Source organism: Microbacterium testaceum (genome assembly GCF_020781835.1).
GTDB lineage: Bacteria > Actinomycetota > Actinomycetes > Actinomycetales > Microbacteriaceae > Microbacterium > Microbacterium testaceum_H.
The window spans coordinates 310272-327372 of the sequence record NZ_JAJGNJ010000003.1; the positions used below are offsets into that span (position 1 = coordinate 310272).

Annotated in this window: 12 protein-coding genes; 5 read left to right on the forward strand and 7 right to left on the reverse strand. The window is 64.5% G+C overall.

The window, feature by feature from the left end; translation table 11 throughout:
- Positions 1-65: 65 nt before the first annotated feature.
- A complete protein-coding gene (locus LL239_RS06415; RefSeq protein WP_228162613.1) occupies positions 66-1190 on the reverse strand; it encodes a glycosyltransferase in 1125 nt (374 codons plus the stop codon).
- Positions 1187-3214: a glycosyltransferase gene (locus LL239_RS06420; RefSeq protein ID WP_228162614.1), complete on the reverse strand. Its 2028-nt coding sequence runs from the start codon at positions 3212-3214 to the stop codon at positions 1187-1189. Before LL239_RS06420 ends, LL239_RS06415 begins: the two co-directional genes overlap by 4 nt.
- A gap of 322 nt (positions 3215-3536) precedes the next feature.
- Here LL239_RS06420 and LL239_RS18025 point away from each other — a divergent pair, with 322 nt between their 5' ends.
- Genes LL239_RS18025 through LL239_RS06435 form a run of 3 tightly spaced genes read left to right on the forward strand, consistent with a single transcriptional unit; the run spans position 3537 to position 8462 of the window.
- Complete coding sequence (locus tag LL239_RS18025; RefSeq protein ID WP_228162615.1) at positions 3537-4838, forward strand: O-antigen ligase family protein; 1302 nt, start codon at positions 3537-3539, stop codon at positions 4836-4838.
- A 28-nt stretch (positions 4839-4866) separates the two neighbouring features.
- Positions 4867-6312 (forward strand): lipopolysaccharide biosynthesis protein, encoded by a 1446-nt coding sequence (locus LL239_RS06430; RefSeq protein WP_228162616.1) that lies wholly within the window; start codon positions 4867-4869, stop codon positions 6310-6312.
- Complete coding sequence (locus LL239_RS06435; protein ID WP_228162617.1) at positions 6309-8462, forward strand: hypothetical protein; 2154 nt, start codon at positions 6309-6311, stop codon at positions 8460-8462. The genes LL239_RS06430 and LL239_RS06435 overlap by 4 nt, the downstream gene beginning before the upstream one ends.
- 14 nt (positions 8463-8476) lie before the next feature.
- Here LL239_RS06435 and LL239_RS06440 read toward each other — a convergent pair whose 3' ends face one another.
- The 3 genes from LL239_RS06440 to LL239_RS06450 form a co-directional block, all read right to left on the reverse strand.
- Positions 8477-9358: a nitroreductase family protein gene (locus tag LL239_RS06440; protein WP_228162618.1), complete on the reverse strand. Its 882-nt coding sequence runs from the start codon at positions 9356-9358 to the stop codon at positions 8477-8479.
- A gap of 175 nt (positions 9359-9533) precedes the next feature.
- Positions 9534-11345: a DUF4012 domain-containing protein gene (locus LL239_RS06445; protein ID WP_228162619.1), complete on the reverse strand. Its 1812-nt coding sequence runs from the start codon at positions 11343-11345 to the stop codon at positions 9534-9536.
- A 65-nt stretch (positions 11346-11410) separates the two neighbouring features.
- Positions 11411-12715 carry a hypothetical protein gene (locus tag LL239_RS06450; RefSeq protein WP_228162620.1) on the reverse strand — a complete coding sequence of 435 codons (1305 nt, stop codon included), beginning with the start codon at positions 12713-12715 and terminating at the stop codon, positions 11411-11413.
- Between the two features lie 262 nt (positions 12716-12977).
- Between LL239_RS06450 and LL239_RS06455 the strand changes: the two genes are divergently transcribed.
- Complete coding sequence (locus LL239_RS06455) at positions 12978-14402, forward strand: polysaccharide biosynthesis tyrosine autokinase (protein ID WP_228162621.1); 1425 nt, start codon at positions 12978-12980, stop codon at positions 14400-14402.
- Positions 14399-15004, forward strand: a complete 606-nt coding sequence (locus LL239_RS06460; protein ID WP_228162622.1) for an arsenate reductase/protein-tyrosine-phosphatase family protein — start codon at positions 14399-14401, stop codon at positions 15002-15004. The genes LL239_RS06455 and LL239_RS06460 overlap by 4 nt, the downstream gene beginning before the upstream one ends.
- Before the next feature lie 92 nt (positions 15005-15096).
- On the opposite strand, the gene LL239_RS06465 is transcribed toward LL239_RS06460, so the two are convergent.
- Together LL239_RS06465 and LL239_RS06470 are read right to left on the reverse strand one after the other, a co-directional pair.
- Entirely contained in the window at positions 15097-16635 is a 1539-nt protein-coding gene (locus LL239_RS06465; RefSeq protein ID WP_228162623.1) for a hypothetical protein, read from the reverse strand.
- Complete coding sequence (locus LL239_RS06470; RefSeq protein ID WP_228162625.1) at positions 16632-17099, reverse strand: VanZ family protein; 468 nt, start codon at positions 17097-17099, stop codon at positions 16632-16634. Before LL239_RS06470 ends, LL239_RS06465 begins: the two co-directional genes overlap by 4 nt.
- Positions 17100-17101 lie beyond the last annotated feature (2 nt).

Sequence of the window (17101 nt, forward strand, 5' to 3'; positions counted from 1 at the left end):
GTACCCCTCGTTCGACAGCTTTCGCTGTCCGTGCATAGGGAATGTCGTCAGACTCTGCTCCATGGTCATCTCCGCCTGATGCGATCGAGTTCGGCCTCATAGGAGGAACACACGAGACCCCAGGAATACAGTTCGGCCGCGCGTGCGGTGACGACCGCTGAAAGACGAGCTCTCTCAGCGGGGTCGCTCAACAGCGAGTTCACGGCCTGCGCGATGTCCGTCGGACGCGGTTCGACGAATTTCGCCCCGTCGGGGGAGAGGACCTCGCGGTTGAAGACCGTATCTCGCGCCACCACGGGAGCCCCGCACGCCATGGCCTGAACGAGGGCAGGATTCGTACCTCCGACGCTGTGGCCGTGGAAGTACACGCCGCAGTGCTGCCAAAGGGCGAGGAGGAGGTCGTCATTGCGGACATGTCCGAGCCACGTCACAGCGGCGTTATGCTCAGCGAGTTCCTTGGCCCGGTCATCGAATGGCCCGCCGTAACCCGACGAGCCGATGATGACGACGGGATGACGTTGCGCAATCGACGCGACCGCATCGAAGAACTCACCGATGGTGTTCTCCGGAACGAAGCGTGCGACGACCAGGACGTACCGGCCGCTCTCCACGCCGGGCGGCACCGGAAGGTCTTCGGGGATGTCTCCGCCGTATGGGATGAAGGTCCCACCGCGGCGGAAGTTCTTTGTCCAGTAATCGCCTATCGCGTGGGCGTCGAATACGAGCGAGTCACCCCAGCGCGCTGTCGCGCGGGCACCCGTGTGGAAGACGGCTTTCGCGAGACGACCCCACTTCTCGCGCTCCCACTCGATGCCGTCGACGTTGACGACGGTCGGTATGCCGCGCGCCTTGAGGAGCGGCAACCAGTAGCCGTTCGCCACGTTCATCACCAACGCGACATCAGGACGATGCCGGACGGCGTCAAGGGTGGATGTGAACCCGTAGGACAGAGTGCTCAGGGACTTCGTTTCGAATCCGCGCGTGATCCGCGACGTGACCCTCGCGTCGCTCTCGAACTCCGGCGGTGCGCTTGCGGCACCGGGGCGACCATAGACCGTTACGTCCCATTCACGTTCGGCGAGGTAGGGAGCCAGGACCCGGACAGCGGTCTCGAAGCCACCGTAGAAGCTTGGATAGCCGCGTGTACCAATGATTGCGACACGACGACGCCGGGGGGAAGAGGTCGTCACCGGATAGCCTCCAGCTTGATCCAGGCGCGTCTGATGGACCGCTCCTCGAAGTACTTCTGCGGAGAATAGTTGATCAATGCGAGCGCCAAATAGGTGTACTTGAACAGGGGATTTTTTGCGAGGTGGTAGCGGATTCGGAAGTAGGACAGACGCAGGTGACGTCGGTCTCGAGCACGGAGATGCACGGCATGCTTCGCCATATAGATCTTGGTCCCAGCCGCTCGCCGCTCGGTGTTTCCGGTCAGCTGACCCGTTCCATGCTTCACCTGGAGCGCGAGCCGTTCGGCAACCGAAGTGTATGTGTGCCCTGCGAGCAGGAAGCGAAAGAAAAAGTCTGTGTCGTTCTTGACCGGAATGGATTCGTCGAAACCGCCTGAGCGCACAAACGCGTCGCGAGTGAGAACCATGTTGCTGCCCGTGGTCCCCAGGCTCACGGCCACCACGTCCTGCGCCGTCTTGTTCGGCGCAAGCACCGGCGCTTCGACGCGCGTATCGCCCTTGACCATCCACCGCGCCACCACAGCCATATCGGTGCCCTCAGCCGCGGCCGCGTCGATCGCCGCCTGTAGGTACCCCGGTTCCCAGACGTCGTCGTCATCGAGGAAGGCGAGCACATCTCCCTGGGCCACAGCGGCACCGCCATTGCGGGAGGCGGAGGCGCCTCCGGGAGTCGCCGGGTCGTAGACGTACCGAAGAGGAACGTCCGTCGTCGCCGCGAGGGTGTGAACAGCACTCTCCGTCTCTTCGTCCGACACGTCGCTACACACGATCACTTCGACGGGCTGCCTCGTCTGCGACAGGACGGATCCGATGGAGGAAGGAAGGAAAGCAGCCCGCTTGTGCGTCGGGATGATGACGGACACTCGCGACGCGGCGCGGATTGGCTCCGAGCCTCCGAAAGGCGCAGGCTCCGCCGCTCGAGAGACCAGACCTGAGAAGTTGCGTCCAGAGAGCGCCGTCACGCGCGGCAAGTGTTCCGCGATGCGTGCTCTCATCGAATCGAGGAGGTTCTGATCCGCAACGCGGCCCGCGATGACGTCTCCCAATCCGTCCTCGGCCGTCACCGCGAGCTCATCGCATCCAAAGAGCTGACCCAATCCTTCGACCTTGCCCTGTGTCGAGATGATGAACGCTGGTGTTCCCGTCGACAAGGCCATGATGCCAAGGTGCATGCGACCGGTCACCACGACATCCGTCAACGACAAGAGAGCCCGGATCTGCGCCGGTCGTAGCAGTTCCTCCACCACGTACCAGGGGGCGTCCGGATTGGCGTCCACAACCTGCTGGATGGCAGTCATGTCGCCTCCAGGGCCGCGATGAACGTGTGGCAAGAGCACAGGCAGATATCCCGAATCGCGTAGCGCACCGAGCACCGCCCCGTATTCGGCGGGCTGATCCACACGCTTGGACACCAGCGCACTTGCGTTCACGAGGGCGATCCGGTGCCCTTCCGCCCGAGCGTCTCTCAGTCGACGAAAGATCTCGGTGTCCTCATCGCGCTGTCGCAACGAGAAGACCGTGTCGCTGGCTTCATGCGTCGGCCCGATCGAGGCCTTCGCCATTCGAGCGCGGCTCAATGGGTCGCGCACGTACAGTGCGGCGCCCGCTTTCGCGGCCCGCGCCGCCGCGTACGTCACGGACCGCGGCGCGCGACCATTCCAGCTGAATCCCAATACCCGGGTCGGAACGCCCGCCCGCTGTGCGGCGAGAGCCAGCCGCCATCGGAACAAACTCGCGTGGACGTTATATCCGCCGTCCATGATGTCAGCACCAGTGATCGACAAGCTGGAAGCTCTACGAAGAAGTCGCCCGAGGCGCGAGAATGCTCGGATGAAAGTGACGGGGTTGCGGGACATCAGCCCGGTGACGACGACGCCCCGTCGCGAACCACTCCCGTAGTGCGGGACCACCACAGCCTCGGGCTTCATCAGAAGCACTCGGATGTCGCCCTCAACCTGTTCGCAGAACACGTCGGCCATCGCCTGATCGCCCATGTTTCCGCCGCCCGGAGCCGCGAAAAGCACGTGGTATCGGCTCCGCGGACGCCCGAGTCGAGCGGTTCTCACGAGCAGACCGAGGGTCACACCTCGAACCGCCTCGGCTACTGACACCATCAGTTTGCTCGGATTGGCCATCGCCTCGAAGCCCCCACATATCAGTTAACGACGCACGACCGACACGACGCAAATTCAAGGACCCAGTCTATGCACAGGGAGAGAATGGCCCGCAATTCGTCTGCCGCGGCCGTGTTCTGCCGCTTCGGACGGGCGGTCGCACGCAACGGTGAGTTGCGTGACCTACGATCGAGCTGGACATGTGACATCGTGACGGACTGGAAGGGTACCCGTGCCAACGCTCCTTCTCGGCTTACTCGCCGCCGTCTTCCTCATCGTGATGCTGAGCACCCTGCGCTGGTGGGCGACTGCCCTCATCGCAGTCGTCATCGCCACCACACTCGTCCCTCGGTCCTTGGGTATCGAGCTGGGCGGGGTCAGTCTCCAGACGTACGACGCGATCATCCTGGCCGTGCTGGTCATAGGCTTCGTCGCGTCGAGCGGCCGCCCGAACTTCCTCCTCTTCCTGCCTTTCATCACACTCCTCCTCATCGGTGCCGCGTTCGAATGGGAGCAGAGTCCGGAGTTGACGACGAATGTTGTCTATCTCTTGGTCGGAGTGGGCGCCTGGGCGGTAGGTCACTACCTCGCCAAGGGTTACGCCCCGGGAACACGACACGAGTTGGTACTTGTGTATCTGCTCGCCGCTGTCATCCTGTTCCAGGCCGTAGTTACCGTCTTGCAGGCCAGCGGAGTACCGATCTTCGCGCTTCAGGGCCGCACCGCCGAGCTCGAGGGTGGTCGCGCCAGCGGCACCTTCAGTCATCCGGGGACTGTCGGCAAAGTGATGATCCTTTTCATGGCGATCATCCTCCCCCTGACGACATCGCTGAGTCGTCACACCCGTCGCATCGCCTACTTCGCGGTGCTCATCGCGCTCATTCCGGTGGGACTCTCCGAGAGCAGGGCGAACTTCATCGGCTACCTGCTCACGTTGCTCCTCTGGTTCATCATCATGCCTGCTCGATCCGCCAAAGCCTCCCGTTTGGTCGTTCCTGCCGTCGTCCTGGCCGGGGCCGTGGCGTTCTCAGGAACGATCATCGATCGATTCACCGGCGACCCCGAGGGCGGCGCGCGCGAGCACTTCGCTGAGGTCGCCCTCGAAGCCATCGGCAACAACCCCTGGCTGGGGGTGGGCCCCGGCAATTACATCCCCGTCGTGGGCCAGACAGACAGCCTGACCGCGCAGGGATGGCGGGTGCACAACATCTTCTTGCTGGAGATCACAGAGCTGGGAATCCCCGGGGCGTTCTTCTTCTTCCTTCCAGCCCTCCTGCTGTTGTTCCTCAGCGTGCGCCGCATGCGGCGCACGGACCAGCAGGGGGCTTGGGCTCGTGGAGCCATCGCCGCAGCTGCGGGCACCCTGGTCACCGCCGTCACGGGGTGGGGGCTCATGAATGGATCGATCTTCATGATCTGGTTCCTCTGCATGGGCTTCGGCTACGGCATGCTGCGGCGAAAAGACCTGACGGAGACCCGCCGCGAAGCGGCGAAGCCGACCGCTCCCCGGACGACCGAGCCCGCGATCGCATGATGCGCCGACAGGGAACGAAGCACGCCGCATGACCTCGCTCGCAGGGGCAGCAGCACGGGGCGCCGCCCACTCGCTGCTAGCCCAGTTCCTGAGATTCGTCATCCAGTTCGGCGCGCTAATGGTCCTCGCCCGGCTTCTGACGCCAGGCGATTACGGAACAGTCGCGCTTGTCACCTCGATCACCGGACTCGCGCTCCTGCTCGCAGACTTCGGATTGTCTTCCGCGGCGATCCAAGCGCGGGACATCACCCACCAGCAGAAGTCCAATCTCTTCTGGTTGAACACCGTCGTCGGTCTTGTGGTGTCGGTCGTGGTCTTCTTCGCTGCCTACCCGATCTCATGGTTCTACGGCCGGCCGGAGTTGGTGGCCGTGGCTCAGGCACTGTCGGTAGTCTTCCTGCTGTACGCAGTGACCGCGCAATTTAGGGCCGAGGCCTCCAAGGCGCTGAGATTCAAGGCCATGGCCATAGCGGATGTCGCCGCACAGTTCATCTCGTTCGCCGCAGCGATCGTCTTCGCACTGATGGGCGCCACCTACTGGGCGCTCGTACTTCAGCAGGTGTTGTCGGCCTTTCTCCTCCTTGTGATGTTGTGGGTGGCTTCGCGCTGGACGCCGACGTGGCCGTCCAGAAGAGCTGACATCCGCCCGCTCGTCAGCTTCGGCGTGAACAACCTGGGTGTGCAGCTCGTTACGTACGCCAGCAACAACGTCGATTCCGTGCTGATCGGACGATTCTGGGGTGTGGAGCAACTCGGCCTCTACAGCAGGGCCTATCAGTTGTACCGGCTCCCTCTTCAGCAGCTCGCGGCACCCATGACGAGGGTCGCATTCCCAGTGCTGTCGAAGATCGAGGACGACGCAACATTCCAGCGATATGTCCGCCAAGCACAGCTTCTGCAGACCTACGTCATCGGCGGAGTGTTCTTCGCCGCGACAGCGCTCTGCTCTCCCCTGGTCGAGATCGTTCTGGGCCCGGATTGGGACGAGACCAAAAGCCTGTTCGCGGTGCTCGCCATCGGGGGCGTGTTTCAAACCCTCGGTTACGTTTACTACTGGGTGTTCCTCGCAAAGGCGCTCACGGGTATGCAACTGCGTTATACCCTCGTTTCCCGCAGCATCATGATCCTGCTTATGTTCGCAGGCGTACCATGGGGTGCCATCGGCGTCGCGGTGGGTATGACCGCCGGCCTCCTCTTGAACTGGGCGATCCTGACGTTCCGGGCCATGCCCAAGGCGGGTCTGGCTCCACGTCCGATCGTGATCGCTGCAGCTCGTCCCGTAGCGCTGTATACGACGATGCTCGTGGTCGCGGCCCCCGTGATCTGGCTGACATGGAACCTGGCACCGTGGTGGCAGATCCTCGCCATCGGAGGAACCATCGCACTCTTCCTCCTTATCGCCTACGCGCTCGTCCCCACCATTCGACAGGACACAGCGGACGTACTACGGATGGCAAAGCGGATACGCCGATGACTGAGCGCCCCTTGGACCATGTCGGACTGGGCAGCGGATTGGACGCGCCGAGTCGAAGGGAGTTGCTCGCCGGTGGCCTCGTCGCCGCAACTGGCTCTGTGCTGCTCGACCGAGCCATCAGGAGCGGTTCGGTAGAACCGGCACCGGGCCCGTTACCGACCGATGGCACCGCTGGCGGGTCGGTGTACATCTCCTCGCGCCATCACTCAGGGATTGATCCGACAGGTCGGAAAGATTCCGGTCCGGGGCTAACGGAGGCCCTCGGCGCCGTTCCCGAAGGTTGGGAAGCAGTCATCGCGCCCGGGCGGTATCTGGTGAGCAACTCGATCACTCCGACATCCGACCTGGTACGTCTCTCCGGCTACGGTGTGACCCTCGTCCAGTCCGGGGCCTCACCCATCATCTCCGTGAAGGCGGAGTGGGCCACCCCGTTCCGAGCGATCTCATTTGGAACCTCGACCCCTGGAGATGGGGCGGAGCCCACGTCGAAGATCACCGTCGACGGAAACCCCGGCTGGGGTCCGGGCACTCTGATCAAGGTCATTTCGGACGACGTGATTCCCGGATCTCGCACATCCGCAGATGGTCGCGCCTCACGTAACGGCGAGTTCGCGATCGTGGCATCCACGAACCGGGATGAGATTGTCACGACGGCGCGGTTGCGCGAAAGCTATTCCGACAACGCGCGCGTCGTGGAAGTCAGTCGCAACACCGCACAGATCCGCGGCTTCACGTTGGAGGCAAGGTCTGCCTCAGCGAAGGTCGTCGGCGCCTCAATGATCTATCTGGCAGGTCTCCTGGCTCCGGTCGTCGAGGACCTCCGCTGCATCAGCGCGCATGGTCCCGTCGTGCACATGAACAGCTGCTACGGATTTCATGTCTCCCGGCTCGATGTGGCCTTCGCCGAGGATGACGCGCCACATCGACTGGGCTACGGGGTCCTCGACAACTGCAGCGAATTCGGGACTGTTCGTGACAGCATCGTCCGACACGCCCGACACGCCTACACGGACGACACGCCCGCGATCTCCCGGAACACGTCCAACCCGCACATCTACGGTCGCTCCTACGGCAATCAGATCCTCGGCTGCCACGCGGTGTCCCCATCCCGATCGGGCTTCGACACCCACCACTCCAGCGAATGCATCGTCTTCTCGAGTTGTTCGGTCGACTCCGGAGCGGAGGACGTCTCCGCCTTCGCCCTCCGCGGGAGGAACCACCTCGTTGTCGGTTGCTCGGCCCAACGCATCGGCTTAGGCGTTCGCGCCTTCACTGAGGCCGAGCGTGGCGGAGAGTCCTTTGGTCATGTCGTACAGGCGTTCACGGCACGGTCGGTCACCGATACCGCCATCGCAGCGGATGTCCACCCCACGGGACATCCCCGTTCCGGCGAGTTGGAGACGCGACCGGTCCTCACCGTCGCTGGTGCCGTGATCGACGGCACGTCGAGCGGCATTCGAGCGAGAAACGCCGCAGTGAGCGTCACCGACGCCTCGATCCTCATGAACGGTACCCGGCAGGGGCAAACTTTCCTCCAGAACGAGGGATCTGACGTGCAGTTGAGTCGCGTTTCGCTGCTCGCAGACCACGAACAGTCGTGGTCTCCGATATCCGCGAGCACAGCCCCGGACGGTCGGAATGCACGGCTCTCCCTGCGCGACGTCTCAGTCTCGATGAGTGCGTCAGCGGTCGAGAGGGCCGACGCATTCTTCGATGGGACAGGCCACATCGTCGATTTGGTCGGCGTCACTTTCTCATCGCTGCCCTCCGGCGGACTGGGTGCTATCGCTGAAGGCAGCCGAGTGCAGTGGCAGACACAGCCGGAGGACCCGTCAGATCCGGTGCTCTCGTCCGCCGCTTTCCGCCTCACGAGCAGCCTCGATATGACGCAGGTGTGGAACTCGACCGACCCGCACGTCATCGTGCAGATCGAGAGTGGTAGTGGCGGAGCGACCGAGCTCACCCTAGGTCGCCCGCGCCGCGACGGTCAGATACTCACCCTCATCTGCGCTCCCGAGAACGCTGCCATTCGGGTGAGAGACACGTCGTCCGCGCCGTTCGCTCCACGTGCGAGCAGCGATCGCGTTCTCGAGCCGGGTCAGGCAATGACGCTGACGTGGTCGGGATCGAGTTGGCTTCGCACGTCATAGACAACGAAACAGGCTCAGGCTCCCCCGGCGGTCGCGATGACAGAAGCGGTGCCACGCCGCGGAGACCGCGCGCGGCGATGCCCCTCGCGCCCGTGTCCCACCGCCACCATCATGATGACCAGTTCCGAATCATCCGCGTTGAGATGACGTCGCAGGGCGTCTGCCTTGAAGGTGGGCACGCTCATGTTCAACATGCACGAGTCGAGCCCTAGTGCATGCAAAGCCCAGACGAGCGACATCGCGAAGATTCCCCCGTCGATCCAGCCCTGGTTGCGCTCTTTGGCTCCGGCGAACGCTCGGGCGTCGACTGTGATCACGACTACTGCTGGGACGATGTCCCGGAACCCGGCGCTGCCGTTCTGAAACTCGAGGACCCGCCGCGCTTCCTCCCCCTGCCGTATGTGCACCCGCCAGCTCTGCCGGTTACAGACCGAGGGCGAGAACAGGGCGAGTTCCACGGCCCGTTCCAGCAGGGCAGGATCGACAGGTCGGGCGGAGAAGTCCCGCACGCTGTGCCGCGTACCGAAGAACGAATCCGGATCTGGCAGGGCCGGCTGAGAGGGAATGTCACGGAGCGGGCTGATGTCCTCAGAGACACCGCCACCGGCGTTCCACTGCTGGAGCGCCGTGAGGGCGGTCCGCGCGTGCTGAACATACTCGGCGTCCGGATCTGCTGCCGGAAGAAGCTTCTCGAGCCGCCGCTGCACCTCTAATCCGAACGGACGCCTCGGCTGCTGCAGCGCGAGGCCCTTCTCGATGCGGTGGTAGTCCTTCGTGATCTGGGCCTCGAGGTTCATCCCGGAAAGGTTTGCCGTGATGGATTTGTCATCAGGCAGCATCGCGGCCGCGTACCGGCGACGATCCGCCGCGAACTCTTTGCGAACATCGAGGTTCACTTTGACCCGCTTGAGTGACCGGCGCAGCGCTCGCGGGGCGAACTTTCCCAACGAAGACATCAATCAACCCTCACCCTTCGCGACCCACTTCACGATGCCCCGTGCGCCAGACTCGCGCACCAAGGCTCCCACCACAATACGCCTGAAAGGACGATCCGTTTCGGGCAGGCGAACGTTAGCCCGACAATCCCGTCAGGAACGGATCGCACGAGGGATCGATCGTGACTGGCGTGTCACCTGCGGTCGGAGTGTGACGCAGGTCGAGCGAACCAAGCGGCCCGCCGGGCAACTGCACCGAGTACGACACGGTGCGCGACTCGCCCTGCCCCAATGTCACCAAGCGGCTTTCACCGGTGTTGCCGTTCTCGCTTCCGCTCCGCGCCAGCGAGGGAATGTCGCCATCCGCGGGATCCATCGCGGTGATCGTCGCACCGGGGGGCGCGAAGAACAACGTGTTGAGCATCATCGTCCGCGGCGGGAGACCGTAGGAACTGTTGCGGAAGCCGAGCGTATAGGCATTTGTGATGTCATCGGTGATGCCGTTGTGCATGGTCATCGACACGTTCACCGTCCTGTCCGCCGCATTGCATGTCGCGAAGATCTCGGTCGACAGGTGGTACTCCAGCTTTCCGATCGAGAAGTCGTTCAGGTAGATGCCGAGTTGCGTCGATACCGCGTTGTCGGCGCGAAGGCCCCCGTCGAGACCGACCTCGGTCACCAGCGCCTGGGCCTGCTGGTCTGCGAACCACAGGTTTATGCGCTGTTCCTGCGCGCTTCGTGTGAGTTGGTCGAACATAGCGATCGGGTTCCATTGACCGCTCGCGAGACGCGAGAAGACCGTCGAAGACACCTGCGCAAAATACACGTCGGACGACCGTCCGTTGTCGCCCGCGTCGCCGAATCGCTGGTAAGCGTCGCTGAGAAGGAGTTGCACGGCGTTCTCGGCCGTGATCTGCTCCCCCGACGGCAGATCGACAGGACCGAGCACCTCGAGCATGTGCGAGAGCACGACCGGATCGATGGACATGACGCCGTCGAAGCGAGAGCCGTCGGTGCGGTTCCACAGCGACTCGAACAGCCGCGCGGTCGTCGGAAAGTCCGGCGTGAAGGTGAAGTCCTGGGAGTAACGGGTGAATGTGTCCGGATACAGCGCAAGCGTGCTCTCGGGAAGATCGAGAGCAGATCTTCCCGCCTGCCCCGCGGCGTAGAACGCCATGGAGTCCGATTGTTCTTTGAGCTGAATGCGGCCGTTGTCCACGACCATCACGCTCGAGGCGGCGGGGTTGCCGCCAGTGGCGCGGATCTCCGCGTTGTTCTGAAACACCACCAGATACGTTCTGGGGCCGTCGCCGCCGGCCGCTGCAAGGAGCGACGGCAGATACTTCTGAACGAGCGCGAGAGAGGGCGCCGCCTGATCGACAATGGTCGCGATCTCGTCGAGGGGCTCCGTCACCAGCGGAAGCAGACCATCTCGGTCGATTCCGTCGGTGACCACTTTGGCGTCGGTGAATGCCGATGTGATCTCCGGCAGCGCCCCCTCCGCCTGACGGAATGGCTCGAGGTTGATACCGCCCCCCTCGACGGCGAGTGAGGAGAAGTCGGATGCCGACAGCAGAGACACCGTCGGAGGTAGTGCGCGCTGGGTCAGGTCGAGTGTCATCCCGGTCAGCTGGCGAACGGCTTCGGTGTTCTCCCTGACGAGGGGAACCGCGGATGCCAGATCCCACAGCGGCCCCGTTGTACCGGCGTCCGCACGCCGAGTCAGATCGAGGACTTCACCCGCCACCTGGTTCAGGCCATTGATGTCGCGGTTCGCGACGATCTGCGGGACGAACGACAGTTTCGCCTGAGCACCGAGCAGGTCGGTACGCACGAGCCCTGATTGATGGCCGAACGCGAGGAGCAGTGCAGTTGCCCCGAAGACAGCGAAGCCAAGAGCCCCTACAGTCCAGCCGATGATGTTGGCGACGATCGTGCGTCGCCTCACGGTCGAACGCGATGGCAGGACCCCTTCATGCGAAGGGCGGCCGACGGGCACTTCGCCACCGGCCGTCACGGGGTCTCATCCGGAATCGTCTCATCCACCGGCGGCTCAGACGGATCCACCGGAGGGTCGGTGGGCTCGGTGCTAGGCGGGTCGGAAGGCAGCGGGTTCGATTCGGAGGGAGAGGGCGATGGCGACGGGGTGCTCTCGGAGCCACCCGGGACCGTGGGCGAGGATCCCGGACTCGAGCCGCCCGCGCTCGGATTGCGAGTGGAGGGTTGTGAGGGTGTCCGGGCGTCCTCCTCCGCCCGCAGGGCCAGGACACGCGTGTTCTCAGTGCGCAGGGCATCGACGGCGACGACATAGGACTGCATGTCCGCCAACCCGTCTCCCCCGGCCTGTTGCGTAGCCTTCACACGTGCAGCCGCATCGGTCACCGCAGAGCGGTAGGACGAGTCGGCCGCATCGGCGGTCTGAACGATCTTCACGGCTTCGGCCTCGATCGCAGCGCCCACCGCCGCAAGCGCCATCTGGAATTCCTGGATAGCAGCGACGACCTGCGTACGCTGCTGGCGGGCGTCCGCCACCAGCTCGGGAAGCGCCTCCCTGGCTAGACGCACGTCGTCGAGTGCCCGCCCCACCGAGGTCAGCGACTTCTCATCGATCTGGCCCCGCTCGTACACGGGGACCGCAGCGGGCGCGGCCAATGCGGCGGCGGCGCTCTGCTGCAGGGCCGTCCTCGAGGCCTCTGCCGTGTCTAGAGGCGCCGCATCGACGTTGCCCCGCAATCCCGCCAGCACCGGGGCGCTCGCCTCGGCCAAGGCGAGACCTTCCGATGCGGACGCCGCATACAGGTCCGCGGTCGTCTGCAGAACGTTGATCTCGTTGGCCAACTCGGCTTCACGCTCGCGCAAACTCACCATGGCATCATCGGCGGGATTCGCGGTAGCACGCTGAACGACGGCGAAGGATGCCGAGCCGATGAGAGCAGCGACGGCGAGAACCGCTGCTGCGATGCTGACGTAATTGACGGCTCCTGCCCGACGTCTTCCGCCGAACAGTGGACGACGTCCCGGTTGCGCTAGCTCAGGCGCCGTCCAGCCCGGCGCATCGGAGCGCTCTCCTTGTGCCCCGAGAAGAGCCTCAAGACCCGCGCCCGTGGCGGACTTGGATGGCTGCTCCAAGGTTCCCACCAGTGCGGCGAGGTCGACCGCGGCCGAACGCCGGGTGGGGGGCGTCTGCTCGACCGGCCCGGAGGGGATCGGGCTGGGTGTCATTGATGAGCCCACGGAATCGGATGGGCCGACCAGGCTCCTCAGATCGGTCACAGGGCCGGTGGCCCGGACAGCTGTGGTGACGACAGGCTCGCCCACCAGGACTCGAAGCGAGGTCTTCGGGTCCGGACCGGGGTGTCCCGACGGCGTAGGGGACTCACTTTGGAGCGTCGGCCCGAAAAGGGATCTGAGATCATTCATTGCGTCTCCCAGGCGCGGCCTCCGGCGCCGTTCTGCGAATGTCGTAGGGTAGTCGGGGGGCGCCGGGTGCGGCGCGGACAGCCTCGGGAAAGAATAGCCCGATTATCCGTGCGCACCTGCCGGGCACCCGCTCACCTATTGACAGGCGAATGGACGAGGCTTGGAACTGCGCGACTATCTCAGGATCCTGCACCGCAACTGGATCCTCATCCTTGCGCTGACACTTCTCGGCGGAGCCGCGACGTACGGATACTCGCTTCTACAGACCCCTACGTACGAGGCGGACACGCAGCTTTACGTATCGGTGCGTTCCGATAATTCGGGCGTCAGCGAGCTGGCGCAGGGAACGAATTTCGCCCGTCAGGCTGTGGTGAGCTTCGTGGATGTCGTCGATAGCGCCGTCGTGCTCGACCGGGTCGTCAATGATCTGAACCTGGATGTCACTGCCCAGCAGTTGGCGCGCTCCGTTGAGGCATCGTCCCCGCTGAACTCGGTGATCATCTCCGTGAAAGTGACGAACACCGACGCTGAACTCGCAGCCTCCATCGCCAATTCTGTCGGCTCGAACTTCGCGGATGTCGTCGTCAATCGGCTCGAGAAACCCGAGGGCGAAGCGACGAGCCTTGTGCGCGTCGAGACGATCGAGCCTGCTCTCGTCCCGACCTCTCCATCGTCGCCGAATATCCCGATGGGCATCGCGATCGGCCTCGTGGCCGGTCTCGCACTGGGCTTGGCGATCGCGCTCCTCCGCTCCGTGCTCGACACCAGGATTCACTCCCTCCACGACATCGAGGCGGCGACCGAATCTCCCGTCCTCGGTGGAATCGCGCTGGACCCGGACGCCAAGAAACGACCGCTCATCGTGCATGCCGATCCGCGCAACCCGCGTGCGGAGTCGTTCCGCAGCTTGCGGACGAATCTCCAGTTCATCGATGTCGATGGCTCGTCCCGTTCGTTCGTCATCTCCAGCGCAGGACCGGGCGAGGGAAAGTCGACCACGACGGCCAACCTCGCCATCGCGCTTGCCGAGACGGGCGCCCGCGTGGCGCTGGTCGACGGAGATCTTCGCTTGCCCCGTGTAGCCGACTACATGGGCATCGAAGGTGGAGTGGGTCTGACGGATGTGTTGATCGGGCGCGCCGAGCTCGTTGACGTGCTCCAGCAGTGGGGAACGGGAAAGCTCTTCGTGCTCCCCTCCGGGCGGACGCCCCCGAACCCCTCTGAACTGCTGGGCAGCCAAGCCATGAAGCGAACTCTGGAGGCCCTGGCCGATGCCTTCGACTACGTACTCGTCGACGCGCCACCGCTCCTTCTCGTGACAGACGCCGCCGTCATCTCGCGCTTCACCAGCGGAGTGCTCCTCGTCGCCGCCTCGGGTACGACCAAGAAGCCGCAATTGACCGCCGCCGTCGAGAAACTCAACGCAATCGGCAGTCGACTCTTCGGCGTCGTCGTCACGATGCTCCCCGCCAGAGGACCGGACAGCTACGGATACGGCGCGTACTCCTACACGGCGCCGGACACGGCGCAGCCGGCGGCAACGGGCGAGCGCCGTTCCCGCCGCGACCGATCGGATGAGAAGTGACCTTCTCGATCCTCTCAGTGTGCACGGGGAACGTCTGTCGTTCGCCCGTCGCCGAGTTGATCCTGGCCGACGCGTTGCAGCGCGTGGGGGATGTTCGGGTTGAAAGCGCCGGAACGGGTGCTCTGGTGGACGCCGGCGTGCCCGAGCAGGCGCAGCGACTTGCAGCTACACGCGGCGTGGACACTTCAGCCCACCGCGCCCGCCAGATCGATGTGGGCATGATCCGAAACGCCGATCTTGTCCTCGCCATGTCGCGCGAGCACCGGCGCCTGGTCGTCGAGTCTCTCCCGGCCGCCATGCGACGCGCCTTCACGCTACGTGAGCTCGCGCGGATCGCCGATCAGCTCGAGCCCGGCCTTTCTGATGCCGTTATGGCCTCGGGGGCCAAAACGGCCGAGGACGGCATGCGCGCCGCGGTGGCCCACGCTGCAGCCCTTCGCGGAACAGTTCCCCCACCCGCCACCGCGGACGAATTCGACATCGTGGATCCGTTCCGTCGGAGCGACGAGATCTATGCGCTCTCGTTCGGAGAGCTCTCACCGGCGGCCGACCGAGTCGCGGCATACCTCATCGCGGGTGCACGAGCGGTCTCCACCCTCTGACCGGTCCGCTTGCCGGGTTTGCGCCCCGGCGCCTCCCTCCCCTACGGAAACGACCGATCACTGTCTTGTCGTGCGCCCGGGCGACCAACTCCTCATGGTGCGATGCGTCGCCAGAAGCGGAACCCAAACAGGTCGCCCTCCAATTCATAGCCAGACGCAACCCATGGCGCCAATCCTTCGAAGTTCGCCTTGTCCGGTGTGCATGCGTTGGAGATCCCACACGACTCCGGCGATTCGACGATCAATGCGGGTGGGAGCGACGTGAGGTCGGCAAGATACTGCGCCGGAAGGCTGCCATAACCCTGCTCCACGGGGAGCGAGTACGTGATTGCGGTCGGAGAGAGCCTCTCCGCCGACGCGAGGATCCAGGTCTCCGCACCATGCACGAGCACGCGATCATCCGGAGACGTCTCGGCTCGGACCTTGTCGACGAGTTGCGCTTGGTAGGAGCCCTCACGGAACACGCCCGCGCCCACGACAGTCCGCGACCACTCCAAGGCGGCCACCGTCGAACTAGAGAGGACGAGCGTGACGACCGCGAGCGCGGCACCCCCGGCCATGAATGGTAGCGAGCCAGGGCGGCGAGCCGGCCACAGGCGCGAGACTGCCGGCAGCAATCGAGCACCCATCACCACGACAGCGACGGCGAATCCGGGGATGGCAACGACGAGATAATGAGGGTAGGGCCGACCCGAGATCATCTGTGACAGGGCATCCAGGCCACCCACGGCGAGGAAGAGCGCAATGACGGCCGAGCTATTGCGGCCACCGCCGTCCATGCTGCGCTGGGTCAGGATCCACGCGCCCAGGAACAGGAGGGCGGTCGCGACCACGGCGCCGGACACGAGGATGGTCGACAGCGTTCCGAATGCATCCAAGCGTTCTGCGGCGCCGGCTCCCCCCGAGTAGAACAGGTTGTACCGCACGTACTGATCAACGGCGGCCCGCAGTGCGTCCCCGGTGAGCAACCACAGAGCCAGTGCCGTCCCCACGACGCCGACGGCAAGGACAACCGCGCCGGCAAAGTTCAGTCGGCGACGCAGGAAGAGCGTTCCGATAACGGTCAGCAAGAGGAGACCCGCCACGTTGTTCATTCGCGTGTACAGACCGACCGCCAGGGCGAGGCCGATGATCAGTCCCGCCCAGCCCGCGACTCGTGCCGGGGCGTCTCGGCCACAGGTGAGGGCGACCCGCGCCGCTGCGCTGTAGGCGACGAGTTGGAATGGGAACAGCCACGTTTCAGTGAAGTTGCCCCCCTCGAATACCCCGAGGTAGGTGACCCCTGTCACAAGCACCGCGACAGCCGCCCAGGCTCCGATCCAGCGCGTCCACATCACCCCGGCGACGCCCAGCCCCAGCGTGAGGACGAGTGCCTCGAGGACGGGCGCACCGACGATGCCCCCGCCGAGCTGCCACGCAGCCGTCTCGATAGCGGCAAGGAGAGGCCCCTTGTGATCCCACGAATCGACGTACGGCATCCCACCGCGTGAGACGACCATTCCTGTGTAAAGGAATACACCCGAGTCCCGCGTGATGTGACCTGAGAGCACCATGGGGAGGTACGCGGCGACGCCGATGGCCAGAGCGGATGCCGTCGACAAAACCGCAGCGATGCGCCGGTTGGGGGTCATACGGGGGGCTCCCCCACCGACACCAGATTCCGCGCCCGCCACTGCTCTACGACGCGTCGGTCGCGTACGTGCACGGCGGCCACCATGAGGGCCGCGAGCGCAATCCCCGTCCAGCCGCCGATGGTGTTCGCTATCACGTCATTCACTGTCGCGAATCGCCGCGGCAGGACGAAGAACTGCAGGGTCTCGAGGGCGAAGGAGACCGAGGGGATCAAGGGCAGGGCGATCCACCGAAAGCGCGTCGGGAACACGATCGACAGGAAGAAGCCGAGCGGAACAAACATCGCGACGTTGGCCGTGAACTCCACCCAGCGGTACCCGAACCAGTCGGGAACTCCGTTGCGGTGCAGAACGGACAGGACTCGGGCGATCGCGCCTTCATACCCTTGATCTATTGGGGTCGGCGACAGTGTTGCCGCCAACACCACGGCGAGGCACATCATGAGTCCCGCCGTAGCGATCACGA